Raw genomic sequence first — 25486 nt, 5'->3', positions numbered from 1 at the left:
GAACCCTAGCGGACTGGATCCGATGATCAGCTACCTGGAATTTGAAAAACCGCTGGCCGAATTGCAGGCCCGTATCTCCGAACTGCGCCAGACAGGCGAACGCAGCGATGTGCCTGTCAACATCGAGGCGGAAGTTGCCAAGCTGGAGGCCAAGGCGCAGGCCCAGCTTGCCACGATCTACCGCTCACTGACGCCATGGCAGAAAACGCAGGTAGCCCGGCATCCGGCGCGGCCGCATTTTCATGATTACGTAGGCCACATCTTTAGCGACTTTGTTCCACTTGGCGGGGACCGTTCATTTGGCGACGATCGCGCCATCATCGGCGGCTTTGCACGCCTTGGCGAGCAGCGCGTGATGCTTATCGGGCACGAAAAAGGCAATGATACGCAAAGCCGGCTGCGGCACAATTTCGGCATGGGCAAGCCTGAAGGGTATCGCAAGGCCATTCGGCTCATGGAGCTTGCCGGGCGCTTCGGCCTGCCGGTGATCACGCTGGTCGACACGTCAGGCGCGTTTCCCGGGGTCGAAGCGGAGGAGCGCGGCCAGGCTGAGGCCATTGCCAGAGCGACCGAGGCCTGCCTCAATTTACCTGTGCCCATGATCGCTGCAATAGTAGGCGAGGGAGGCTCGGGTGGGGCCGTTGCCCTGGCAAGTGCGGAACGGGTGCTGATGTTTGAACATGCCGTGTATTCCGTCATTTCACCCGAAGGGTGTGCCTCCATCCTCTGGCGCACGTCCAGCAAGGCTCCCGAAGCCGCCGAGGCCATGAAGATCACCGCGCAGGATCTCATCCGGCTTCAGGTGATCGACCGCATCGTCCCCGAACCCCTTGGCGGCGCACATCGCGACCCGCAGGCTGCTGCCAAGGCATTGGGCACAGCGCTGGTACGCGAACTCGACATGCTGATCGGCCTTGACGCTGCTTCGCTGCGCCAGATGCGGGACGAACGCTTTGTGGCGCTGGGATCGGCAGCCTGATTTCTGAAGCGGTTTTACAGGCAGGATTTTACAGGCAGGACAAGCATCCTGTTTTACCGCGTGAAGGCGACTGCGGGAACGATTTTGCATCGTACTGGGTTTTTGGCAGGAACAAGCAGGATGGAAAAGGAGCGCTCCCTTGCGGGAGACAGCACCTTGCCGTCCGGAACAATCGTGAGGGGAGCTAACGCGTGCGCATATCGCTTTTGAATATTACCTGTGGTCGCGTGCGGCTGTTTGCTTCCACGTGCATGCTGCCGCTTGCACTGGCGGGTTGTGCCGGCCTTGCAACTGCGCCAGTGACCCCCGGACAGGCTGCCAGCATGACTGCACAGGAGCGGCAGCAGGGCGCGCAGGCACATCCCCAATTGCTGGCGGAATTTGGCGGCGCCTACAACGGTCCTGCGACCAATTATGTGCAGCAGGTGGGCAAGAACATCGCTGTTCAATCGGGGCTCGCCAATGCGCAGAGCGCCTATACCGTGACGCTTCTCAATTCGCCTGTGAACAACGCCTTCGCCATTCCCGGCGGGTACATCTACACCACTCGTCAGCTGGTCGGATTGATGGACAATGAGGCCGAACTTGCCGCGGTTCTGGGGCATGAGGTCGGCCATGTCGCCGCCCGTCATTCGCAACAAAGACAGAAGGCGGCACAGCAGAACTCCTTGCTGGGCGCGGTCGGCTCCATCCTGTCCGGTGTGTTGCTGGGCAACAATGCGCTCGGCCAGCTTGGCCAGCAGGTGGCGTCGACAGGCAGCCAGCTGCTGACGCTTGGCTATTCCCGCAGCCAGGAGCGGCAGGCGGACGACCTTGGCATCGCTTATCTGTCGAGCGCGGGATATGATCCGCGGGCAATGGCGACGGTTCTGCGCAGTCTGGCTGAACAGAACGCGCTTGATGCCCGCACCTCGGGCCGCAGCGATGGTGCGGTCCCCGAGTGGGCATCGACTCACCCCGACCCGGCAAGCCGGGTCAATGAAGCGCTGCAGGAAGCGCAAGGAAAGCAAGGCAGCGTTCTGAACCGGGACGTGTTCCTCGCCAATGTCGACGGCATGATGATCGGCGATGATCCTCAACAAGGGGTGGTGAACGGGTCAACTTTTGTCCACCCGGTGTTCAAATTTGCTTTCAAAGCGCCGCAGGGCTTCTTCATGGTGAACGGCACGTCTGCTGTTTCGATCAGTGGCCAGTCCGGCAAGGCGCAGCTTACCACTAGGCCATATAACGGCAATCTGTCGTCTTATGTGCAGGGTGCCTTTGCGCAATTGTCGGGGCAGGGCACCCAGATTCAGCCAGGATCGATCCAGAACACCACGGTCAACGGGCTCAATGCGGCTTACGGAACAGCACGTGTCAACAATGGCAGATCCAACGTGGACGTGACGGTGTTCGCCTATGCCTTTTCAGGCAATCAGGCGTTCCACTTCATCACCATCGCACCTTCGGGACAGACAGGTGTGTTCAACCCGATGTTCAACAGCATGCGCCGCATCTCAGCCAGCGAGGCAGCCGCGATCAAGCCGCGCAAGCTGGATGTGGTGACGATCCGTTCTGGCGATACGATCCGGTCGCTGGCGCAGCGCATGGCTTATGACGATTACCAGGTAGAGCGGTTTCTGGTGCTGAATTCGCTGCAGGCAAACTCGCCGTTGCGGGCTGGGGACAAGGTGAAGATCGTTACCTATTGATCGGTGTGGGAACGCCTTTGGCAGATTGCTGGTAACTCATCACAGAATTGTTAAACAGAAAGGGCGGCGATTGCTCGCCGCCCTTGCCGCTCAAGAATGGTTGGAACTCATTATTCCAGTTCAGTGGATACCGTTGTAAATTTATCGTTAAGCGAAGTACCCACAGTACCCAACGCAGCAACACAGGCGACGGAAATCAGTGCCGCGATCAATCCGTATTCGATCGCGGTCGCGCCGCTTTCGTCACGCAGCATATCCTTAAAAACTTTCATGAGGCTTCTCCTTGGCAAGGGTAAATGTTGACTGCGGGCAGATCATGGTCTGCAGCCCAGCCCGCGTGACCGGTCAGATGCGCTTGAGGCAGCATGGCCTAGTGCCGGGACGACGGCAGGAGCATGTGTTGCATGACAAAGGTTCCTTCCGTCTCCGTTTTGCACAAAGGCATATTGCCGCGTTGCGAATCCAGCATGCCCTGCCGGTCAATCTGGCCCAATGGAGTTAACAAACCGTTGACCGATCTGAAGAATAGCGCAGGCAACGCTTTGCCAATGCTGGTCGTGTCCTGCGCGCTTGTTGAACGTGACGGCGCGATAATCATGCATCGCCGGCCACCCGGAACACATCACGCGGGCCGGTGGGAGTTTGCAGGCGGCAAGGTGGAGCCGGGCGAAACGCCTGCCGCCGCACTGACACGTGAGCTTGCCGAGGAACTTTCAATAAGAATTGCAGAGCAGGACCTGATGCCAACCGGCTTTGTAGCTTCGTCCGATGCCGGTCCTGAAGGCTGCGGCATCGTCCTGCTGCTGTACGTGTGCCGCAGATGGACTGGTGAGCCGCAGGCGCTAAATGGAGCGGCAACAGCCTCCTGCCAACCCGCCGCGATTTGCAGACTCGATCTGGCGCCGCTTGACCGACTGCTCGTGCCGCAACTGCGTCTCGCGCTGCTTGGCTAATTTTCCTGTCGGAAGGGCTTGCCAAGGGGAAGCACCGCGCGTAACTGCCGCCCTGCAGCGCGCCCGTAGCTCAGCTGGATAGAGTACCTGACTACGAATCAGGTGGCCGGAGGTTCGAATCCTTCCGGGCGCGCCACTTCCCCCGGTTCAACGATATTGCAGCTGAAAATGCCCCATCATGGGTCGGGGTTTCCCGGAAGCCCTGACAGTTCTTCGGCCCAGCGGTCCAACCGTGCAGTGAATGACGCCATCGACCGGTAGCCAAAATGGTTGTGGCCGGTATTGGGCAGCACCAGCAGGCGAACGTCCGTCAGTGCGGGAAATCCGCTGACGGCTTCTGTGGGCGGGACGCCGATGTCATTGCCGCCGAACAGGAAGAACGCTGGACAATCCAGTCCACACGCTTCTTTTTCAAACGATCCGCTGATCATCGCCATGATGCCGCCTGCTGCGTAAAGCGGACCGATCGCGCTGCACAGCAAGGCGTTTGCAGCAGGCGTCTCACCTGCGAAAATTGCGGAGCTTGCATCGGGGCCGCTGGAAAAAAGCGGAAACTCGCCATCAAACTTCCGGGCGACCAGTTCGGGCAAGGCGCGTTCCAGTTCCTGCGCATGGCCGACAAACTGCCGTTCATGTTCATCCAGTCCCCAGTCCAACCCACCCGCGCTTGATCCCATGAGGCACACGGCGTCAAAAGAGTGGGCGTGACCTTGTGCAAGCACGATCATCATGCCGCCCATCGAATGACCTGCGCCGATCATTGTCGTGGCCTTTTCCGAAACCAGTTCGTTCATATGCCGGCGGACATGCGATGCACATTGCACGACATATTCCGCGGCTATGCGGGGTTTCAGGAAAGCGTGCCCGGCACCAAGCGCATTGTCGCCGGTACCGGGGTTGTCCATGGCAGCCACGCAATGCCCGAGCGCTGTCATGCGGCGGGCAAAACTCAGATCAAAGCCCTCTGCCATGCCAAGATCGTAATAGCGCCACGAAGTGCCGCCGCCGGGAAGGCAGAAAAAGCAGATGCCACTTGGCTGCCGCTCCGGCCGGAAAAAGGTGACGGCGAATTGGCCATCGTCATCCCCGGCGAGCGAAATCGGGATGCTGAGCTTTTCTTCAAGCATGGAACCTAAGCCTCCGGCGCGATCTGCAGCGTTATACCGTCGAGCGCGGTTGTCAGCGCAATCTGACAGGAGAGGCGCGATTTATGGGTCACGGGCACTTCTTCTTCCAGCGCTTCGAGCATGTATGTCTCATCCTCTGTGCGTTCGCCCGTGACGCTCAGCCAATCTTCCTCGACGTAGACATGACAGGTGCCGCATGAAGCCGCGCCGCCGCATATCCCGGCCACCAGATCAGCGTTCTGCAAGACCTCCATCAATGTGCCGCCCTCTGGCGCACGCAGGATGTGCACGGTGTCGGTCCGGTCAGTCACGTTCATTTCAATCATGCGGAAACTTTCGTCAGGAATTGAACACGAGGTGTGAAAATGAGTTTTTGAATTTCGTTCGGAAATTGATAAGCAGGTTGTGAATCGCATTCAAGTCAAAGCATCGGACGACCGGGAAAGCCGGCGGACGGCTCTGCAAAGAGGGTTGGGGATGAAGATGAACGGGCCGCTGAAAGACTTAAAGGTGCTGGACCTGAGCTGGGGTATAGCAGGGCCGATGACAGCCATGCTGCTGGCAGATCACGGTGCGCAAGTTACACGAATCGAGCGGCCGCAGGGTGATCCGTTTGCCGGCATGGCAGGTTACCGCGTGTGGCACCGGGGCAAGCGCAACGCTGTCCTGGACCTGAAAGACAAGGACGATCACGCGCTGTTCCTGCGGCTGGCGGCAGAGGCGGATGTTCTTGTCGAAAGTTTTTCCCCGACGGTGACCGAGCGGTTGGGCATCGACTACCAGGCTCTTGCCAAGATCAACCCGCGGCTGATCTATTGTTCGATCACTGCCTATGGCGAAGGCACCCCCGATCAGGACCGGCCCGGTTATGACGCCTTGGTGGCAGCGCGCAGCGGCCTTCAGTATGAACAGCGTGGCTGGCCTGAAGGTGCGGTCAATCACATGCTCGGTCGGGATGACCCGTTTGCCGATGTCGAGATCCCCCGCGACAATGTGCAGGGCGCCGACAGGGAGGGGCCGCTGTTCGTATCTTCGCCGTGGCCAAGCCTTGGCGCGTTCTTTTCAGCATCGCTGGGCATTGCAGCGGCGCTGTTCGCACGCGAGCGCAGTGGCCGAGGGCAGCGGGTCACGACATCCCTGCAGCAAGGCGCAATGGTCTGCGCCAGCGGTGTGTGGCAGCGGATGGAAGACCCCGATGCCGAGGGCTTTGATACCTGGATCATGAATGCGCGCTCACCCAAAGGCCATTTTCAGGGCGCTGACGGCGCATGGCTTCACAACTGGGTGCCAAATCCGCGTTTTATTCTTGAATCTTCCAAAGGCGATACTCTGGATGCGACACCCGACCTGACGGTGCAGAACGATCCGGACCGGTTCGGAATAGGTCCCGAAGAACTGCTGGTGATGGCGCATTATCAGCCGATCCTGGCTGAAGCGATCCGCAAGTTTCCGGTTTCGCAATGGGTTGACGCTGCTGCCAAGGCGGAGGTGACGATGCAGCCCTGCCGGTCGGTGGAGGAATCGCTGATGGATCCGCTGCTGATTGCCGATGGCTGTGTCACCACCGTGGAAGATGCGGATCATGGCCCCATCAATCAGGTGGGTATCTCCTATCGGCTGGAGACCAGCCCTGGCGTGGTGCCGGGCCCGGTAAGGGAACGCGGTGCTGACACCGAGATGGTCAAGGCGCATGCCGCGTCGCTTGCCGACCCGGTAGTCAAGACCGCGGCGGCGGCAAAGCCGGCGCTGCCGCTGGCGGGTGTCCGGGTGATCGATCTGGGGCTGGCGATTGCCGGGCCGTTCGGGTGCCAGCTGCTCGGGGATCTGGGTGCCGATGTCATCAAGGTGAACACCCTGTGGGACATGTACTGGCATCGTACCCACATTGCCTACATGGCGAACCGCAACAAGCGGTCCATTGCGCTGATGCTCAAGCACCCCAAGGCAATAGAGGCGCTGCACCGCCTGATCGCAACAGCCGACGTGGTGCAGCACAACATGCGCTATGGCGCGGTGGAACGTCTGGGGCTCGATTACGCGAGCCTGAAGGAGCGTTATCCACGGCTGGTCTATTGCCACTCGCGCGGCTTTGAAAAGGGGCCGCGCATGAACCTGCCGGGCAATGATCAGACTGGCGCGTGTCTTGCCGGCATCCAGCATGAGGATGGGGCGCTGCATACAGGAGAGGGGTTCCCGTTCTGGTCGCTGACTTCACTTGGTGACACCGGCAATGGTTTCCTTAGCGCGATCGGGATCTGCAATGCGCTGATGGACAGGGAGCGCACCGGGAAGGGCCAGTTTGTCGACACCTCGATCATCAATGCAGCGTTGCTGAACACCAGCTATGCTTTTGCGACTGCGGACGGGCAGGCGGTGGACCGGCCTCGGATCGACGCGCTGCAAACAGGGTTTGGACCGTTCTATCGCCTCTATCGAAGCGGCGATGGCAAATGGCTGCAGGTGGCAGCAATTACCGACGCCCAGAAGGCTGCCTTGAGCAGGATCATCGGGTCCGACGCAGAGGCTGCGTTCGCGCAGGTCTCTGGGGAACAGATGCTGCAAAAACTGGCATCGTCCGGTGTTCCGGCAGAATTGTCCGATGCGCAGGCGAGCCGGAAGTTGTTTGACAACGCAACATACAAGGAGCGGGGCTGGACAGCGCGGTATCGGCACCGTGATGTCGGCATGCTCGACCAGATCGGCGTGAGCTACAACCTCTCCGACGCACCATTTGTCGAGCACATCCCGCCGATGATCGTGGGCGATGCCACAGCGGCGCTGCTTGCCGAGATTGGCTATTCGGATGAGGAAATCGACACATTGGCACAGGAAACGGCGATCCTGTGCGATCCACCGCGCGCCGGACAAAAGGAGCTTGCCAGCCCATGGGGAATGTAGAGAATCTGGGACGGCGTCCCGATCCTGTCGTGCGTATCGACAGCGCGTTTTTCTGGGAGGCGTGCGAGCGCGGTGAGTTCGTTGCGCAAAAGTGCTGCGGTTGCGACCGGCTCTGGCATCCCCCGCGAGGCATGTGCCCGGTGTGTCACTCGACGCAAAAGACCACGGCACCGCTGTCAGGCCGCGGTCGGGTGATGAGCTTTGCCATGCCCGTGCATCCGCCAGCCTATGGTTTTGACGAACCGCCGATCCCCGCATTGATCGAACTTGAGGAAGGCTTGCGGTTTGTCGGCACGCTGGTCGCGGTGGAGCCGGACGATGTCGTCATCGGCATGCCAGTGAAGGTCGGATTTGCCGCTACTACAGGAGGCAAGGCCGTTCCTGTCTTTCATCCGGCAGGAGAACACGCATGAGCAGGAAGGCCGTTATCGCCGGTATCGGACAGACCGAGTTCTCCAAGAAGTCAGGCCGTTCGGAACAGCAGCTTGCGGCAGAATGTGTCACTGCTGCCTGTGTCGATGCGGGGTTTGATCCACGTCAGATCGACGGGATGATCACATTTGCCCTCGATCATTCCGACGAAGTGGACGTGATGCGATCGACAGGGGCGCAGGAGGTCAAATATTCGGTGCGCCTGCCGCAAGGCGGGGCAGCCAGCGTTACCACAGTCGTTCACGCCAGAAATGCAGTGGAATCGGGCATGTGCGACGCGGTGGTGATCTGGCGCGCCATGAACGAGCGGTCGCAATACCGCTTCGGGCAGCCGAGCCAGACGATCGACCCCGACGCGCACTCCTCTACCTTCATGGAGTGGTGTTTTCCGTTCGGTGCGCAGACCCCTGCCGCCTGGGAAGTGCTGTCCTGCGGCACCTATCTCGACACTTTTGGCGTCACAACCGAGGATCTTGGCCGGATCGCCGTTATCCTGCGTCAGAACGCCGCGACCAACCCGCTGGCCCAGTTTTACGGGCGACCCATCACGCTGGATGATCATCAGCAGTCGCGCTGGATCGTCAAACCCTGGTTGCGCCTGCTGGATTGCTGTCAGGAATCCGATGGTGGCGTCGCCCTTCTGGTTACGACCGAAGAGCGCGCGCGTGATCTGCGCCAGAAGCCGGTGAAGGTGCTGGGCGCGGAATATGCCTTCTGTTTCAATCATGAAATCATCAGCGATTTCTACGAAGGCGACCTGACCCGGCTTGCCAACAGCGAGGCCGTTACGCGCCGGTTGACCGCCTCGGCAGGAATTGCCCCGCGCGATACGGATGTCGCGATGATCTACGACAATTTCACACCGCAGATACTGCGGCAACTCGAAGGGTTTGGTTATTGCGGCAGAGGCGAAGCAAAGGAATACGTCGCCGACGGACATCTGGCCCTTGATGGCAAGACTCCACTCAGTCCGAACGGCGGGTTGCTGGGCGAGGCATATATTCACGGCATGAACAACATAACCGAAGGCGTGCGACAGTTGCGTGGCACGGCGTCCAACCAGATCGCGGGGGCGAGCACCGCCTTTCTGGCATCCGGCGTGGCCGGTGCAATCCTGGGAGTTTGAGCGAAGATGAAGAACACAGTGAAAGCAGGGACCAAACTCGACAGCGTGGTGTGCGAAACGCAGATCATGGCGTTGCGCGTGCCCGAAGAAGATCTGGACATCTGCTGCGGCGGCAGCCCGATGGTGACAGGCGGCGCAAAGCAGGGAGAGCCTGCGGCAGGGTTCGACACCGGCACGCTGGCTGGAAAACGCTACGTGGACGAAGCTGAAACCATGGAGTTTCTGTGTACGCGCGGTGGCGCGGGCAGTCTGACTGTAAATGGCGTCCCGCTGGGCCAGAAGCAGGCCAAGAAACTGCCGTCATCTGACTGACCGCGCGCCATGAACCTGTTTCTCATCCTGCAGATGGCAGCCGATGCTATGCCGCATCGTATCGCCATGGTTTCCGGAAACGACCGGCTCAGCTTTGCAGATCTCCATCGGCTGGCAACCGGCGCTGCGCATCTTGCAGGACACGGTCGCAAGATCGCTTATCTGGCCGAAAACTCCGCTGCTGCGCCTGTCGCGCTGTTTGGCGCGGCGTGGGCCGGAGCGGCTTATGTGCCCATCAATTACCGGCTTGCCGGAGAAACAACAGCAGCGCTGCTGCGGCGTCTTGGCCCGCACCTGCTGATCGCAGATCCACGGCAGCAAGATGATAGCCGCGAATGCATTGCGCCTGCTGCCTTCATCGCCGCGTGTGCCGCCGCTGCAGCAGACGGTCGGGAGCCTGCGCAAGCAGAGGGCGGGATTGCGGTGGAACTTTTCACCAGCGGCACGACGGGCCCACCAAAGGCCGCAATATTGCGGCATGACAATCTGCTGGCATATATTCTTGGTGCGGTTGAGTTCATGGGGGCAGCAGAAGACGAGGCAACCCTGGTCACTGTGCCGCCATATCACATCGCCGGAATTTCAGCTGTTTTGAGTTCTGCTTACGCCGGGCGCAGGATCGTGCAATTGCCAAGCTTCACGCCTGAGGCATGGGTCAGACTTGCTCGTGAAGAACAGGTAACCCAGGCATTCGTCGTGCCAACGATGCTGCAGCGCATCGTCGCCTTTGCGCGGCAGAACGGCGGGCTTGAACTTCCGCGACTTTCCGCGATTGCCTACGGGGGCGGGAAAATGCCCCAGTCGGTCATCGAGGCGGCGATGGAGCTGCTGCCCGATGTGGCCTTTACAAATGCTTACGGGCTGACGGAGACAAGCTCGACCATTGCTTTGCTTGGCCCGGAGGATCATCGCGCTGCCGCCACTGCGACCGATCCGCAGGTGCGGCGCCGTATCGCGTCGGTTGGCAGGCCGTTGCCCGGTCTGGAGATCGAGGTGCGGGGTCAGGACGGCGCTTGCGTCGCTGTCGGCGAGATCGGCGATCTTTATGTCAGAGGCGATCAGGTCAGCGGAGAATATCATGAGACAGGCTCCTTGTGTGACGCCGATGGCTGGTTTGCCACCCGCGATCGTGCGTCTTGTGACGCAGAAGGTTTCCTGTTTCTGGACGGGCGCGCCGATGACGTGATCGTCAAGGGAGGGGAGAACATTTCGCCTGGAGAGATCGAGGATGTGCTAGCGGCGCATCCTGCGATTGCCGAAGCGGCGGCGGTGGCGATTCCTGACGAGGAGTGGGGCGAAGCAATTGGGCTGGCCGTGGTAATTCACGACGGCGCCATGGCTCCTGCGACAGCCGAACTGGCCGATCTCATCCGTTCGAACCTGCGGTCCAGCAGAGTGCCGAGCGTGATCCGCTATTATCCGCAACTCCCTTACAATGAAACTGGCAAGCTGTTGCGGCGGGAGATCAGCGCCATGCTTGCCGACCCTGCATGAGCGATCATCCGGCGCTTGCCTGGCGCCGGGCAGGACTGATGGAAGTGACCGGACACAGAGCCGGCGACCCGCTGGTGTTCCCTGCCGATCTCACGGGTGCCGCTGACCGTATGATTGACGCCTTGCGGCTGATGGCGCCTGACCGCTGCTGCCTGCCGCAAAGCGGCGCAGCGCTGCTCGGCGAGCGGGCGCGGCTGCTTTGCCTGGAGCGCAATGGTCGCCAGTCGGCGAACGGTTCGTGCCATCTGTTCCGCGCAAAGGGAGGGTGGATCGCGGTCAATTTGGCCAGACCTGATGACATGGACATGATGCCGGCCTGGTTGCAGCAGGAGGCAGGATCGCAGGAACAGATCGCGGCGGCGATAGCCGTGCAGGATCCTTGCAAGCTGGAGGCTCGTGGGCGGGAAATGGGACTGCCGGTGGCGTGTCCGGGCACGCCTGCCGACATGCCTGCCGATCGCCTGCCGCCAACACGATACGGGAACAAGGATGAGGCGCGCAGACCGCCACTGGTGGTTGATCTGTCGACGCTGTGGGCAGGGCCGCTTGCAGGATCATTGCTCGCGATGATGGGCGCCGACGTCGTTAAGGTCGAGAGCCAGGGGCGACCCGATGCCGCAAGGTCGGGCAATGCTGCTTTCTTCGACCTTCTGAATGCCGCCAAGAAAAGCATCAGCCTCGATTTTTCGACCATTTCAGGACGCGACGCACTGTTGAAGCTGATCGAGGCCGCCGACATCGTGATCGAATCCGCGCGGCCCCGTGCGCTGGAGCAGCTTGGCATCTTTGCGGAGCAGATCTTGCAGAAGCACCCGGGCAAGGTATGGCTCGCCATTTCAGCATATGGCAGGCAGGGTGCGGCGGCAAACTGGGTCGGGTTTGGTGACGATGCCGCCATGGCAGCGGGCAGCGGTTGGGCCATGCATTCGGCGTGGCAGGAGATGCTTTTCGCTGGCGACGCCATTGCCGATCCGCTTGCCGGGCTAAGCGGGGCATGTGCAGCCTGGCAAAGCTGGCGCCAAGGCGGAGGAGAGCTGCTGTCCGTGTCTCTGGCCGGAACGATTGCTACCATTTTGCGCGACGATGAACCGGCGGGAGATCGTACGCGGGCAGAACAGTGGCAAGCTCTTGCGATCGCGGACACAGAGCCGCTGTACCCGTTACGTGATGCGCCCTGCCGGGCAGCCCCCGTCGGGCAGGACACGCATGCGGTGATGAGCGCCCTTTTGGCAAGCGCATGCTGATTTGCCGGGCTGATGTCATGGGCCGACGGCGCGATGTGCGGATCCGCGCTGGCCAGATCAGCGAAATAGGACAGTTGCGGCCTTCCGCAAGCGAGCAGGTGCTCGATGCAGCAGGTGGCGCATTGCTGCCAGGCCTGCACGACCATCACATTCATCTCAACGCCTGCGCAGCGGCACGCCAGTCGGTGTCATGCGGGCCGCCAGATGTTGCCTCTGCGGAGGATCTGGTGGCCGTGCTGGTTCATGCGCCGGGAACGGGCTGGCTGCGGGGAATTGGCTGGCATGCCTCGGCAACAGGGGAAATCGACCGGCACTGGCTCGATCGCCATGGACCAGACCGTCCCATACGGATCCAGCATCGCGGCGGGCGCATGTGGATCGTCAACAGCCTGGCAATGGAGCAGATGCAGATTGCAGAACCGGCAGACGGGCGGTTGATCGACCATGATGCGGCGCTGGCTGCTGCCCGCACCCAGGTGCCCGACCTTGCAACGCTTGGCAGGGAGCTTCTTCGATATGGCATCACTGGCGTCACCGATGTGACGCCGCGCAACGATGACAGCGATGCAGAACATTACGCCCGTTCCGGCATGGCGCAGCGCATCGCCGTGATGGCAGGCCCGCAGATGCGTGATGGCGGAAGCAGCGGATTGCCGGTGGTGGCGCGCAAGCTTCATTATCACGATCACGACCTTCCATCTCTTGCCAGGCTTGTTACGGTAATCGCGGCCGAGCACGAGCGTGACCGTCCTGTCGCCGCACATTGCGTGACACAGGCAGAACTCTGGCTCACCCTTGCCGCGATGGAGGAGGCGGGATGTCACGCAGGCGACCGGATCGAACATGCCGCCATCTGTGACGAGGAGGCGCTTGCCACCATCCGAAGGCTCGGGATCACCGTCGTTACCCAGCCGTTATTTCTGCAGGAACGGCAGGCAGCCTATCGCAGCGAGGTTCCCGGTTATCAGCATGCCGATCTGTGGCGGCTGGGTTCGTTCCTTCGTCATGGTGTTGCGCTTGCCGCCGGAAGCGATGCACCGTTTGGCGGCATCGACCCATGGCATGCAATGGCTGCGGCATGTCGCCGGCCTGAGGGGTTCGGTACCGACGAAGCGATATCTCCTGAAGCTGCATTGGCTTTATATACCAAGCCTCTGCATCACGCCGGTGCGCCGCCAAGGCAGGTTAGCGAAGAAGCGCAGGCCGATCTGTGCCTGCTGACGCAAGCATGGGGTGCGGTGCGGCAGGATCTCGCCGGCGCATGCGTGCGTGCCACTATTGCCGGTGGCCGCCTTGTTTATCAGCTCAAAGCGTCCAACAACCCCCATGAATGGGCCTGAGCCGCCCTTACTCGAGCCATTGACAACGCCAGCCACACCAGCCGGTGCCGACCGATCCGGCGCGCAATGCTCACTGTCCCGCCAGCACCTGGAAGAAGGCCGTAGGACAGTTCCGGCAGTTGGAACCAGGCCTTGCGACTGGCAGTGACGCGATGGGCGAAAGCTGCCATTTCGATCCCCGCGCCAATAGCGGGGCCGTTCATGTGGACGACGAGCCTTGGGCCAAGTTGCAGCAATCGCTGCGCAGGCAAGCGCAAGGTGCGGACCCAGTGCGCCACTGCCGCATCCTTGGTTGTCCCAAATTCGCGTAACGATCCTCCGCTGCTGAACATCTTGCCGGCTCCGGTCAGGACGACCTGGCAGATGCCGCGATCCAGCACTGCCAGGTCGAGTGCTTCGCAAAGGGCATCGCGCATGGCGACATCGATCTTGTTGTGTTCATCAGGTCTGTTCAGCGTCAGATGCAAGCTTGACCTCTCCTGCCTGATGAGGAGCGGCGCACGAGCTGGCGGACCGGCCGCTGAGCGCGATCCGGTATCGGACAGCCATCTTTTGAATTCCAACCCCTGCTGCAAAGTGGCAAATGCCATGCTCTCGGCAATCAGCGCAGCTTGCGGCGACATGCTTTGGGTCATGCGCATCAGTTGCACGAGCACCATGGCCGCAAGCGGAGCCTTGTGTATCGCGGTTGCCACACGCACAATATCACGTCGCTCGACATGGGTGTCGCAGGCCGGATCGAACTTCCCCAAGCCAAGAACCGGGCATGGCAGAGCCGCGACGGCCTGTTCATCAAGCGCTCCGGCGTCAGTATCGACAAGGAGATACGGATGCGGACTGCCTGGTCCGCAGTCCGCCGGATCCAGCCAGCACAGATCAGCCGGAGCGAGGGGTTTAACAGTTTGCAGCATGCGGTCGTAATCTTCAGGCAGATGCGTTTGAACTGCAAAGTTGCCACCATTTTGGATTTGACAGCAACTCATTTCTGAACGAATATCAGAAAACGGTTCGGAAATTATGCTATCACCTGACTCACCCTCAAGCGGCGATGCGAATGAAGCCCGCACATCAGTTGGTCGTCCCCGGCTGCTGACGCGGGAAGCTATTCTCGATGCTGCGGTGGAGTTGGGTTTGGAAGCACTGACAATGAAGCGGCTGTCGGCACGTTTGGGAACAGGCGCTGCAACACTTTACCAATATTTCGAAAATAGAGACGCGCTGATGCGAGCCGCGGCGCTTCACGCGTTCAAAGGCATGCGGCTGCCGCGCGACGAGGGCCAGCACTGGAGCGCATTTGCACGCGACCATGCGCATGTCATGCAGGGCATTCTCGTCGAGAACCCGACAGCAGTGACGCATTATCTGCAGGCGGATTATGGCTTCGAGGTTCAGTTCGAACTGATCGAACATTTCCTCGCCGCGATGCAGAAGCGCGGTTTTCTGGCGCAAGACGGAATGAAGTTGCTGCGCGCGATCACGATGGCCAGCATGTATTGTGCAATCGAGATCAATCGGGAGCGGGCTTTTGCGACCCGCGGTGATGATCCGGCCAGTGTTCTTGACCGACAGCTTCTGGCTGCTGGCGAGGATGATCTGCCTTTTGCGCATGCGGTCCGCGACCAGCTGCTCATGCCTGCCGAAAGCCTGCTCGACGAGTTTTTGAATCCCATTTTCAGGGACATCGCCTGGCAGCGCGAGGAATCGCCCAAAGACATCGAACAGGTGGCAAACATGACCCCCTGACTGGTTTGACCCGAACAATCCTGGAGAGGATGTATGGACAGTTTCAAGAACAAGAATGTTGTGATTACCGGCGCCGGATCAGGTGTGGGCCGTGCGCTGGCGCACCGCTTCGCCAGGGAAGGCGCCAATCTCCTGCTTGCCGATATCGAAGAGGATCGCGTGAAATCCGTTGCCGACCAGATCGGCGACGCTGCCGAGGGAATGCGGCTTGACGTGACTGATCGCGCCGCTGTTTTCGCCATGGCAGACATGGCGTTCGGCCGGTGGGGGCATGTTGATGCGGTATTCAACAACGCCGGAGTCGGCGGCGGCGGCGGTGCGACCAATTGGGTAACGCCGGAAAAGGCGTATCGCTGGGCCTTCGAGGTAAACTTTTTCGGCCCGCTGCACGGCCTGCATGCTTTTCTGCCGCGCATGGTCGAGCGTGGTGAGGAGGCAATCATCTCTGCCACCTCGTCTGGCGCAGGCATTGTCTTTCCGCCCATGAGCCACGCTTATTCCGCGTCCAAGGCGGCGCTGATCGCTCTTTGGGAAACGACGCAGCACCAACTTGACATGAACAGTTCGCTGGTGAGGGCAGCGCTGCTGTTTCCCGGGCCGCATGTTGTCAATTCCGACCTGATGAATTCTCAACGCAATCTGCAGGCGCAGTATGACGATCCTGCCTTGCGGGCTGGCAGCGGCATCAATTCCATCGAATCCTTCCAGGCAACAATGAAGATGGTGATCGGACATGAAGTCGATCTGACGGAACCGGAGGATTTTGCTGATTATGTACATGACGCGGTGCTGGACGATAAGTTCTGGGTGCTGCCGCTGACTGACAAGACAAAGCAGGCGATCCGGCTTCGAACTGAAGAGATGCTGACGCAGAGCCATCCCACAATTCCTCAGATGATGTAGGTGCCGCTATGAACGACATGACCGCCACAGGGCTGATCCCCGACGAGTACCAAAAGACGTTCAATCGTCTGCAGGAGCGCAGCGTTGCGCTCGGGGCCAGCACTGCACAGGAGCGGGCCGCAAAAATCAGGCAGCTGTACCGGGCTGTATACGATCTTCGTCACGAGATCAGCCGTGCGGGCCAGAAAGAACTGGGCATGGACGGCAAGATGCACCTGGTGCCGATGAAGGGTGAGGTTGAATTCGTCTGCGAGCGGCTTGCAGGGTGGATGGCGCGCGAAGACGTGGAGGACGTACTCGCCTTGCAGGGCCGCAAGGCATATGTCCTGCATGAACCCAAGGGTGTGGTGCTTCACCTTGCTGCGTGGAACAGTCCGGTTCTCATAGCGCTGTCCCCGCTGATCGGCATGATTGCTGCAGGCAACGCAATCGTGGTCAAGCCGTCCGAGATCACTCCCAGAAACGCCGAGCTGGTGCGCAAGATCATCGACAAGGCTGAACTTGGCGATGACATCGAGGTCGTGACTGGCGGACCCGAAGCAGCCGAGGCGCTGCTGCGTCTGCCGTTCAATCACATCTGCTACGTCGGCAACAATCGCATAGGCAAGCTGGTCATGAAGGCAGCGGCTGAGCATTTTGCCGGCGTGACGCTGGAGATGGGCGGCAAGAACCCGGTGATCGTCGCTGCAGACGCGGATATCGAGGATGCCGCAGCCAAGCTTGCTTTTGCGCGCAATCTGATCGCGGGGCAGGTGTGTCTTGCGCCCGATTACATCCTGGTCGACGAGACAGTGAAAGATGCCTTCACAGAGGCGCTCACCAGAAATCTGTCGCGCATGTTCGATCCCGAAGGCAAGGGTGCGCAGCATTCGAAGGATCTGGCCCGCATCGTCAACACCCGTCATGCCGAACGTATCAAGCAGCTTGTTGATGATGCCGTGGCGAAGGGCGCGAAGGTCCTGCACGGCGGTGCTTTCGATGTGGAGCAGCGGTTCGTCGCGCCGACGGTGATCAGCGAGGTCACCGACGACATGGACATCGCGCATGAGGAAATTTTTGGCCCCGTGCTGGTGGTCAGCGGCTTTACCCAGCGGCAGGATGCGATTGCGCAGATCGCCAAAAGACCCAAGCCGCTGGGGCTTTATATCTTTACCGCCTCACGTGAAACCGCTGACTGGTATGTGGCACATACCCGGGCGGGCACCACGGTGATCAACAATGCGGTGGTCCAGGCAAACATTCCGACCTTGCCGTTTGGAGGGGTCAACCACAGCGGGATCGGAAGGATCGGCGGACATGCCGGCTTCAAGGAGTTTTCCAATCCCCGGTCGATTGTGGAAGATGCCTTCAACCCGGCTGAAGGTCCGCCAATGAATTATCCGCCATTTGCGGCAGAAACAGGAATGTTCATCGACATGTTGCTGACGCCGAGCGACTGATTCCGCGAAGCGATAATGCAGTCCTAACAGGAGCAGGAAAACGCTGATGGCAACCGCTGCAATCAAGGACGACGATCCGCGGATCGATGCAAAGCGCGACATACCGGAGGTGTCGGGCATTCCGCTGGTGGGCAACACCTTGGAAATGTCGCGCGATCCGGCGGCATTTTTCCTGCGTGCCTACAGGGAGTACGGTCCTGTTTACAGGGTCAACGTGTTCGGCAGGCGCACGATCGTTATTGCCGGCCCCGAGGCAGGCATGTTCATGACCACCCGCGAGGGGCGGGACAGTCTGCGGTCAAAAGAGTTCTGGGGCGATTTCGTCAACTTCCATGGCGCGTCCAAGACGCTGACGGGCGAGGATGGTGAAAACCATGAGAAAATGCGCCGGATCATGCGTCATGGCTTTTCCAAAGCCGCAGTGGCCGGGCAATACCACCGCCTGGTAGAAATTACGGACGAAGCAATCGCACGCGACTGGCTGTCTCGTGCGCAGGTGCCGGTGGTCGAGGCCTATCAATATCTGATTGTGCAGCAGCTTGGCGAGATCATGACCGGCAGTGCGCCGCTCGAATATGTCCGTGATATTCGCATCAACATCCTTTATCTGCTGAATACTCTTGTGACCAAGACGCGTCCCAAGTTCATGCTTCACCGCAGTGAGTTTCGTAAGGCCAATGCGCGGGTGAATGAACTTGGCCGTGAAATGATAAAGGATTTCCGCTCCCGCGCCGCTGCCGGAGCTTTACCGAACAACCTTTTGGGCGATGTCATGCGCGCGCATGAGAGCGACCCGGAACTCATTCAGGCTCGCGATCTCGCTCTCTTGCTGACAGGTCCTTATGTGGCGGGGCTGGATACGGTAGCCAACACGATTGCTGCGGCAACTTACGGCATCTTGAAAACACCCGGTGTGCTGGAGCGGGTCCAGCAGGAGGCGGATACGCTTTACGGTCGCGATGTGGTCACCGAACATGATGTTCACAACCTGCCTGCCATCAACGGCGCGATCATGGAGGCAATGCGGCTGTGGCCTATCGCCGTTGCGCAAATGCGCACCGCGACGCGGGACTTCATTTTTGCCGGTCATGTCATTCCTGAAGGCGAAACAATTTACATCGGCACGAGCGTCCCGCATTTCATGCACGAGTTCTTCCCGGATCCGGAGCAATTCAATATCGATCGATATCAGCGGCCCCGCGCAGAACATTTGCAAAAAGGCGCTTATAGCCCGTTCGGTCGTGGGCCCCATTCCTGCCTTGGTCAAAGCCTGGCCGAGGTGCAGATGGCGACCACCATTTCGCGCATCTTTCACCGGCTCGAACTGGCGCTGCCAAGTCCTGACTATGTGTTGAAAACAAAATCTGCGCCGACGCCCGGCCCTTCAATGGATTTCAAAGTAAAAGTTCTGGGGGAGCGAAGGCCGGCTAGAAAGCTCACCCCTGAACCAAGAGAGGAGAAGTAAGATGGCCGATACTGCTGTTGTCGAACGCATCCAGCGCGGAAGCGAGCTTGAACGCTGCCCGTTTCCCATTCCTTACGGCTGGTTCGTGATTGACCTGTCCGAAAATCTGGAAGTGGGAGAAATTCGCAATGTTCAGGCTTTCGACCAGGAATGGGTCATGTTTCGTGGCGAAGACGGCACGGTAGGGATCACCGATCCTTACTGCCCGCATCTTGGAGCGCATCTTGGCAAGGGTGGTACAGTGGAAGGCAACAATATTCGCTGCCCGTTCCACCACTGGGAGTATGACGCACAGGGTTGGTGCAAGAAAATACCCTATGGCAAGGTCATGCCCGGGATCGCCCGCCGCAAGCCAGTGCTGCGGGTGCTGCCCGTGGAAGAGAAATACGGCATGATCTGGTGTTGGTATCATCCGCAGGAACTTGGTCCGATGTTCGACCTTCCGGTGGTGGAAGAACTGGAAAACCCCGACGACCACGTGCCTGTTCGTCACGGGGAGTGGACGATGCACACCTGCATGCAGGAAATTGGCGAAAACGGCGTCGATTTTGCCCATCTGAAATTCCTGCACGGATCACCGATAATTCCGCCGGGGACCTGCAAGCTTGATGGTCACCATTTCGAGTTCGACATCGGAGAAGGCTACATTTGCGGCAAGTATTACGGCCCCGGGGCGCAGGTCGTCCGTCACACCAAGGACGGCGTTTCCATGCTGATGTTCTCCACTCCGCTTCCGATCGGCCGAGAAGAAACATTGTCACGAATGCACTTCACCTTCCGCAATTATGCAGAAGGGACTGCGGAGCGTACACTTGCGGAGCATCTTTACCAGCATTCCATCGGCGAGGCGGACGGCGAAGATTCGGCAGGGTTCGAGTCTGTCGACATGATCGTTTGGGACAACAAGAAATATCGTCCCCAGCCGCTTCTGTGCGACGGTGATGGACCGATCCTCAAGTGGCGCCAGTGGTATAGCCAGTTCTACGTCGATGATCAGCCCGCCAGCGTAAATGCAGTGGCTGCGGAATAGCAGATGATGCGGCGGCGATCAGGTTCTGAAACGCCGCCGCCAGTTTAACAGGGGTGAAACAATGGGACGACTGAGCGGCAAGACCGCGATCATCACAGGTGCGGCGCGGGGGATGGGGGCAGTCACTGCCCGCCTCTTCGTCAACGAAGGAGCGAAGGTAGCTCTTGGCGATGTGCTTGATGGGACTGCACTGGCACAAGAGCTTGGCGAAAATGCGCTGTTCTGCCAGCATGATGTCACCAGCGAGGCTGCCTGGGCAGACCTCATCGGGCAGGCAAACGCGCGGTTCGGGCCGGTAGATATCCTGGTCAATAATGCAGGCATGGTCCACTTCACCGCTATTGAAGAACTTGATCCTGATGAAGCGCGTCGTGTCATCGACGTGAACACGATCGGCGCTATGATCGGCGCAAAGCACGTCGTCCCGCAGATGGTAGAGGCGGGCAAGGGTGTCATCATCAACATCAGCAGCGTCGATGGCCTTCGCGGATGCAATGGTCTGAGCGTCTATACCGCCAGCAAATGGGCGTTAAGAGGTTTGACGAAGTCACTGGCGATGGAGCTTGCCCCGCGCGGTATCCGTGTGGTCAGCGTTCATCCCGGCGGCGTTGACACGCCGATGGGCAACGCACGGGGACTGACAGGAGACGAGCGCAATACCACGTTCAAACGCGTCCCGATGCAAAGGATTGGCGAGCCTGAAGAAATTGCTCGTACAACATTATTCCTGGCAAGCGACGATGCCAGTTACATAACCGGTGCCGAGATTGCGGTGGACGGTGGCTGGACAGCGGGCATCCTGCTCAACGTGCTGCCGGGTGCTCCCGAGGGGTTGGGAGCTTAACCGCATAAGGCGCGGCGACGCAGGGTACGACATGCGTCACCAAAAGTGAATTTGTTAATGTGGATCAGCGATACGGTTAAATGTGGTTTGATGTCGGCAAAGACCGATACGAAATGGGGATGCGAAGATGAAAACATGGAACTTGTATTCAGCGGCCGCTTCGGTGATCGCTATGGTCGCAGCCTCTGCTCCCGCAATTGCGCAGACTTCTCCCGCTGACCAGCAGGTCCGGCTGGATGAAATCGTCGTCACTGCGCAAAAACAGGAGCAGCGTCTTCAGGACGTGCCAATCTCCATTGCAGCGTTCGACGAAGCTGCTCTTGAAACGAACCGCATTGAAGGGTTCGAAGATCTGGCCCAGTTTACGCCTGGTCTTTATGCCGTCCCCAGTGCTGCTGACAGCAATGGCTTGCGGTTTACCATTCGCGGGGTCGGCGTGACTGATCCGCAGCTTGGTCTCGATAGCAAGGTCGCGCTTTACGTCGACGGGCTGTATATCGGCAAAACGCCAGGGCTTGCGTTCGACTCCCCCGATATTGCTCGCATCGAAATCTTGAAGGGGCCGCAAGGTACGCTTTACGGGCGCAATGCCGTTGCAGGAGCGATCAACATCATTCCGGCAAGGCCCCAAGGTGGTGAAATCTTTGGCGAAGCGTCGGCCGAATACGGGCGGTTCAACGAAATGCGTTTCGATACCGCTGTCAATATGCCAGCAGGCGAATTTGGTGGCATCCGCGTCTCCGGCATCTATGCCAAGCGCGATGGCTGGGTTGAAAACACCGGCCTTGGCAAGGATCTGGCAGCTTACGAACGTTACGGTGGTCGCATTGCCTTTGGCGCAGACCTTACACCTGCGTTACGCGTGGATGTGGCGGGCGATTACAGTGAGTCCAGAAACACACCTTATTATTATCAATATCTGGCTGGCACGGCGGCTCCCAATGCGATCTTTGCTCCGGCAATCCAGACTTTCTCCGGCCGCAACGATGAAGTGAATACGTCGTTTGACGTAGAAGACGGCTTGGTGAAGAACTATGGTTTTGTCACCAGAGCCGATTGGGATTGGGCGGAGGACCATCAGCTCAGTTTCGTCGGAGGGTGGCGCGGGGCTGACGCGCGGCGTGCCGTGGCGCTTGCGCCCGATGCGAATATTGCCGTGCTCAACGGAATATTGAATGCCGATCTTGATCAGAACCCGGCGAATGGATCATTCTCGATAAACGATACTTTCCGTGCCTTGCCCAGTCTGTTAAGCATCATCGGCGTCGATGTGCGCCCCGACTATTTTGTCGGGGCTCCGCCTGCAGCCGTCACGGGGCTGTTCACCACGCCCCCTGGTGGAGCGCCAACGCTGGACGATCATGAACAATACAGCCTGGAGTTGACTGCCAATGGCAGCTTTGCCGATGATCGCTTTGAATACACAGCGGGACTCTATTACTTCAACGAGGACACATCGACAGGTGAACCGACCATTCGCTTCGGCGACGGGCAGGAATATCTCAGCCTGCTCCCGGTGCTTGGGCCAGCGCTAACCGGTCTTGGGTTGCTTGGCGCACTGCAAACCCCGGGACTGCCACCTGAACAGCAGGCAGCCTTGCTCCAGCAGGCACAAGCACAGGCGCGACAGGCAGCTGCAATCCTGGGCGGCGCACGCCTCTCCTCCAGCAATTTTCTGACCATCGACACAGAGGCGTACGCAGCCTACGCCCGGTTGACCTGGAACCTGACCGAGCGTCTGCGCCTGATTGGTGGCCTTCGTTACTCAACCGAAACCAAAAGTGCGTTTAATCGGACAAAAAGTCCGTTTTTCTTCGATGACACGGATTTGCTTGGTCGGCCGATCCTGCCAAACATTATCAATGATCGCGATTTTGACAGTTTCGATCCCAGTTTCATCGTGGAATTCGAGCCACGTGACGACATGCTGATTTACGCAAGTCGCAGTGAGTCCTTCCGGTCAGGAGGGTTCAATGCAGTTGCACTGGCCCCCCGCATCGAAGGAGAAACGTTTGGCAGCGACTTCCTGTTCGATAATGAAGAGATCACCGCTTACGAAGTGGGTATCAAAAGTGATCTGTTCGACCGTCGGCTCCGGTTCAATGCGGCAGGTTATTTTTACCAGCTTACCAATGAACAGACTTCGATCATTCTCGATATTCGTAATCCGGTCGCCCGAAGCGTGGTTAACGCAGACACGGACATCTGGGGCGGCGAGGTTGAGCTTGCGTACGCGCTGACGCAGGGGCTGACCATTGCGGGGAACTACTCCTACACCGATGGCGATGCTGACCCGCTGATCAATCCGCTGACAGGAGTTGCTGAAGCACGTCCTAACCTGTTTGCCGCGCCGAAGAACAGCTATGCATTGTCTGCCGATTACCGGGGTACGATGAACAGTCGCACCGATTTTTTCGCACACGTCGACTTCAATCACAAGGATTCTACCGAGCTCACTACCGGCGCGTTTCTGACAAACCAGAACCTGGTCAATATGCGGGTAGGGCTGGAACTTGAAACGAAGGCCGGCGGTTCGGTCTATCTTGCTGGTTGGGCGCAAAATCTCACAGACGACAAATACACGATTGACAGTATAAACTTCAGCTCATTTGCAGGTGAGGTGGTGGTCTATGGCACGCCGCGGACTTATGGCGTGACTGTCGGAACGCGCTTCTAACAAAAGGGTCTGAACAGCTTGAGGTGTCGGAGCGGGATCGAAGCTATGCCTTCAATCCCGCTCTCGATATTGCAAGAAGCTTCAGGACTTCTGGTGGAAGAAACATCCATTCCTGATCTACAAGCGCTTGCTGTGTAATCACCTCGCGGGCATGGCATGCAGCAAGTCGCACAATAGTCGTTCTCATGGAAGACGCCAACGCGTGAAGCCACAGCATGAAGACATTTCCCGGTCACCTCAAGACGCTGCATCGGCAGAGGATGATCAAGCTACTGAAGCTGAAAAAGCAGAGCCTGGAATCTGGCGGGTAGAGAATGCAACCCGCGCCTCGGTCATAATTGATGCCGCCGATTATTTTGCACATATGCAGCAAGTCATGATGTGTGCCAACAAGCGCATCTTGCTGATTGGTTGGGATTTCGACACGCGCATCGCATTGGGAAGGGGGCGAAAATGGTGGCAATTGTTCAACAAGGAGCATCCGCCCCGCCGACTTGGCAACTTCATTATCTGGCTGGCAAATCGCAATCCTGACCTGGAAGTTAGAGTTCTCAAATGGAATGTCGGTGCGTTAAAGGTGCTGGTCCGCGGGTCGATGATGGTCGATATGTGGCGCTGGTGGCGCCATAAGCGGATCCACTTCAAGCTTGACGGTGCCCATCCGATCGGCTGTTCGCATCATCAGAAGATCGTGGTCATCGACGACACTATTGCCGTTTGCGGCGGCATCGACATGACAGCCGATCGATGGGATACGCGCGATCACATCGACGACGATCCGCGTCGCAAGCAACCTGGCGGGCATGCCTATGGTGCGTGGCACGACATGACCATGATGGTGGAAGGCGACGTGGTGCGGGCGCTGGAGGATCTTGGTCTGTCGCGGTGGTACACGGCAGGCGGGGAAAAGCTGGAACCTGTAGAACCGCAAGAAAGTTCGGCATGGCCGGAGGGCCTTCGTGCACAGTTTCGGGATGTAGAGCTTGGCATCGCGCGCACAAGGGCGGACTATGACAATGTGCCGGGCATTCGTGAAATCGAACATTTGTTCGTCGAATTGATCAATCGTGCGCGCCACTTCATTTACGCCGAAAGCCAGTATTTCGCGTCGCGCAAGATTGCTGATGCGATCGGTCGGCGAATGACAGAAGACAATCCGCCGGAGATTGTCATCATCAATCCGGAAAACGCAGATGGGTGGCTTGAGCGGCGCGCAATGGATACCGCCCGCGCGCGTCTTGTGACGGCAATTGCCAAATGCGACACCAAGGAGCGGTTTGGTATCTATCTTCCGCAGACCGCCGCCGGGGCGCCGATTTACGTTCACGCCAAGCTGATGATCGTGGACGATGAGATCCTGAAAATCGGATCCGCCAATATGAACAACCGATCGCTTGGGCTCGACAGCGAATGCGATCTGCTGCTTGACGGGGCACGTGCGCGCAATGGACATGCGCATGACCAGATCTCGCGCTTGCGGCATGAATTACTGGCTGAACATTGCGGCTTGGCTGCAGACGCAGTGCCTGGCCTGCTGGAAGAATACGGCTCCATGCATATGCTGATTCGCAATCATCCTCAACCCGGACGCAGTTTGAAACGCTATGTCGTGCCCGATCTGTCCGAAATGGAGAAGACCTTGGCCGACAATGAAGTGCTGGACCCTGAAACGCCGGCGGACATGTTCGAGCCTGTCAGCAAGCGCAGGGGGCTGTTTCGCAACGGCTTGTTGAAAAGGCGCATGCGGCGCTGACGCGCCTGCATCGACAGGAGCGAGGTGCATGCGACA

At 59.2% G+C, this 25486-nt stretch carries 22 protein-coding genes and 1 tRNA gene; 19 read left to right on the top strand and 4 right to left on the bottom strand.

Going from position 1 to position 25486, the window contains the following annotated elements:
* Positions 1-22: 22 nt before the first annotated feature.
* Entirely contained in the window at positions 23-979 is a 957-nt protein-coding gene (locus RM533_RS03290) for an acetyl-CoA carboxylase carboxyltransferase subunit alpha (protein ID WP_311339789.1), read from the top strand.
* A 323-nt stretch (positions 980-1302) separates the two neighbouring features.
* Positions 1303-2670, top strand: coding sequence for a M48 family metalloprotease (locus RM533_RS03285; RefSeq protein WP_311339788.1), 1368 nt, complete (start codon positions 1303-1305; stop codon positions 2668-2670).
* A 110-nt stretch (positions 2671-2780) separates the two neighbouring features.
* Here RM533_RS03285 and RM533_RS03280 read toward each other — a convergent pair whose 3' ends face one another.
* The gene (locus RM533_RS03280; protein ID WP_311339787.1) at positions 2781-2942 is read right to left on the bottom strand and encodes a Flp family type IVb pilin; all 162 of its coding nucleotides are present in this window, start codon (positions 2940-2942) and stop codon (positions 2781-2783) included.
* A gap of 237 nt (positions 2943-3179) precedes the next feature.
* Between RM533_RS03280 and RM533_RS03275 the strand changes: the two genes are divergently transcribed.
* Together RM533_RS03275 and RM533_RS03270 are read left to right on the top strand one after the other, a co-directional pair.
* Positions 3180-3623, top strand: a complete 444-nt coding sequence (locus tag RM533_RS03275; protein ID WP_311339786.1) for a (deoxy)nucleoside triphosphate pyrophosphohydrolase — start codon at positions 3180-3182, stop codon at positions 3621-3623.
* A 59-nt stretch (positions 3624-3682) separates the two neighbouring features.
* Positions 3683-3759 (top strand) — tRNA-Arg (locus tag RM533_RS03270).
* 40 nt (positions 3760-3799) lie between these two features.
* On the opposite strand, the gene RM533_RS03265 is transcribed toward RM533_RS03270, so the two are convergent.
* Both RM533_RS03265 and RM533_RS03260 read right to left on the bottom strand, forming a co-directional pair.
* A complete protein-coding gene (locus tag RM533_RS03265) occupies positions 3800-4750 on the bottom strand; it encodes an alpha/beta hydrolase (protein WP_311339785.1) in 951 nt (316 codons plus the stop codon).
* Positions 4751-4755: 5 nt separating this feature from the next.
* Complete coding sequence (locus tag RM533_RS03260) at positions 4756-5076, bottom strand: 2Fe-2S iron-sulfur cluster-binding protein (protein ID WP_311339784.1); 321 nt, start codon at positions 5074-5076, stop codon at positions 4756-4758.
* Positions 5077-5227: 151 nt separating this feature from the next.
* On the opposite strand from RM533_RS03260, the gene RM533_RS03255 reads away from it, so the two are divergent.
* Genes RM533_RS03255 through RM533_RS03225 form a run of 7 tightly spaced genes read left to right on the top strand, consistent with a single transcriptional unit; the run spans position 5228 to position 13596 of the window.
* A complete protein-coding gene (locus RM533_RS03255) occupies positions 5228-7648 on the top strand; it encodes a CaiB/BaiF CoA transferase family protein (protein ID WP_311339783.1) in 2421 nt (806 codons plus the stop codon).
* Positions 7636-8061 (top strand): Zn-ribbon domain-containing OB-fold protein, encoded by a 426-nt coding sequence (locus tag RM533_RS03250; protein ID WP_311339782.1) that lies wholly within the window; start codon positions 7636-7638, stop codon positions 8059-8061. The genes RM533_RS03255 and RM533_RS03250 overlap by 13 nt, the downstream gene beginning before the upstream one ends.
* Entirely contained in the window at positions 8058-9206 is a 1149-nt protein-coding gene (locus tag RM533_RS03245; RefSeq protein WP_311339781.1) for a thiolase C-terminal domain-containing protein, read from the top strand. The genes RM533_RS03250 and RM533_RS03245 overlap by 4 nt, the downstream gene beginning before the upstream one ends.
* 6 nt (positions 9207-9212) lie before the next feature.
* A complete protein-coding gene (locus RM533_RS03240) occupies positions 9213-9518 on the top strand; it encodes a hypothetical protein (RefSeq protein ID WP_311339780.1) in 306 nt (101 codons plus the stop codon).
* Between the two features lie 9 nt (positions 9519-9527).
* A complete protein-coding gene (locus tag RM533_RS03235) occupies positions 9528-11012 on the top strand; it encodes a class I adenylate-forming enzyme family protein (RefSeq protein WP_311339779.1) in 1485 nt (494 codons plus the stop codon).
* Entirely contained in the window at positions 11009-12256 is a 1248-nt protein-coding gene (locus RM533_RS03230) for a CoA transferase (RefSeq protein WP_311339778.1), read from the top strand. The genes RM533_RS03235 and RM533_RS03230 overlap by 4 nt, the downstream gene beginning before the upstream one ends.
* A gap of 17 nt (positions 12257-12273) precedes the next feature.
* Positions 12274-13596, top strand: a complete 1323-nt coding sequence (locus tag RM533_RS03225) for an amidohydrolase family protein (protein WP_311339777.1) — start codon at positions 12274-12276, stop codon at positions 13594-13596.
* Here the strand turns inward: RM533_RS03225 and RM533_RS03220 are convergent.
* On the bottom strand, positions 13557-14507 hold the full coding sequence (locus RM533_RS03220) for an enoyl-CoA hydratase/isomerase family protein (protein WP_311339776.1): 951 nt from the start codon (positions 14505-14507) through the stop codon (positions 13557-13559). The genes RM533_RS03225 and RM533_RS03220 overlap by 40 nt on opposite strands.
* Positions 14508-14613: 106 nt before the next feature.
* On the opposite strand from RM533_RS03220, the gene RM533_RS03215 reads away from it, so the two are divergent.
* The 8 genes from RM533_RS03215 to RM533_RS03180 all read left to right on the top strand — a co-directional run bounded on the left by RM533_RS03215 (position 14614) and on the right by RM533_RS03180 (position 25450).
* A complete protein-coding gene (locus RM533_RS03215) occupies positions 14614-15339 on the top strand; it encodes a TetR family transcriptional regulator (protein WP_311339775.1) in 726 nt (241 codons plus the stop codon).
* A 33-nt stretch (positions 15340-15372) separates the two neighbouring features.
* Positions 15373-16242, top strand: coding sequence for an SDR family NAD(P)-dependent oxidoreductase (locus RM533_RS03210; RefSeq protein ID WP_311339774.1), 870 nt, complete (start codon positions 15373-15375; stop codon positions 16240-16242).
* A gap of 8 nt (positions 16243-16250) precedes the next feature.
* The gene (locus tag RM533_RS03205) at positions 16251-17681 is read left to right on the top strand and encodes an aldehyde dehydrogenase family protein (RefSeq protein WP_311339773.1); all 1431 of its coding nucleotides are present in this window, start codon (positions 16251-16253) and stop codon (positions 17679-17681) included.
* 46 nt (positions 17682-17727) lie between these two features.
* A complete protein-coding gene (locus tag RM533_RS03200; RefSeq protein WP_311339772.1) occupies positions 17728-19146 on the top strand; it encodes a cytochrome P450 in 1419 nt (472 codons plus the stop codon).
* Between the two features lies 1 nt (position 19147).
* Positions 19148-20176, top strand: coding sequence for a Rieske 2Fe-2S domain-containing protein (locus RM533_RS03195; RefSeq protein WP_311339771.1), 1029 nt, complete (start codon positions 19148-19150; stop codon positions 20174-20176).
* A gap of 61 nt (positions 20177-20237) precedes the next feature.
* On the top strand, positions 20238-21020 hold the full coding sequence (locus tag RM533_RS03190; RefSeq protein ID WP_311339770.1) for an SDR family NAD(P)-dependent oxidoreductase: 783 nt from the start codon (positions 20238-20240) through the stop codon (positions 21018-21020).
* Positions 21021-21147: 127 nt separating this feature from the next.
* Complete coding sequence (locus RM533_RS03185; protein ID WP_311339769.1) at positions 21148-23697, top strand: TonB-dependent receptor; 2550 nt, start codon at positions 21148-21150, stop codon at positions 23695-23697.
* Positions 23698-23899: 202 nt separating this feature from the next.
* Entirely contained in the window at positions 23900-25450 is a 1551-nt protein-coding gene (locus RM533_RS03180; protein ID WP_311339768.1) for a phospholipase D-like domain-containing protein, read from the top strand.
* Positions 25451-25486 lie beyond the last annotated feature (36 nt).

The sequence above is a fragment of the Croceicoccus esteveae genome (genome assembly GCF_031846435.1).
Lineage (GTDB): Bacteria > Pseudomonadota > Alphaproteobacteria > Sphingomonadales > Sphingomonadaceae > Croceicoccus > Croceicoccus esteveae.
This window is presented reverse-complemented; position numbering and strand designations above follow the sequence as displayed.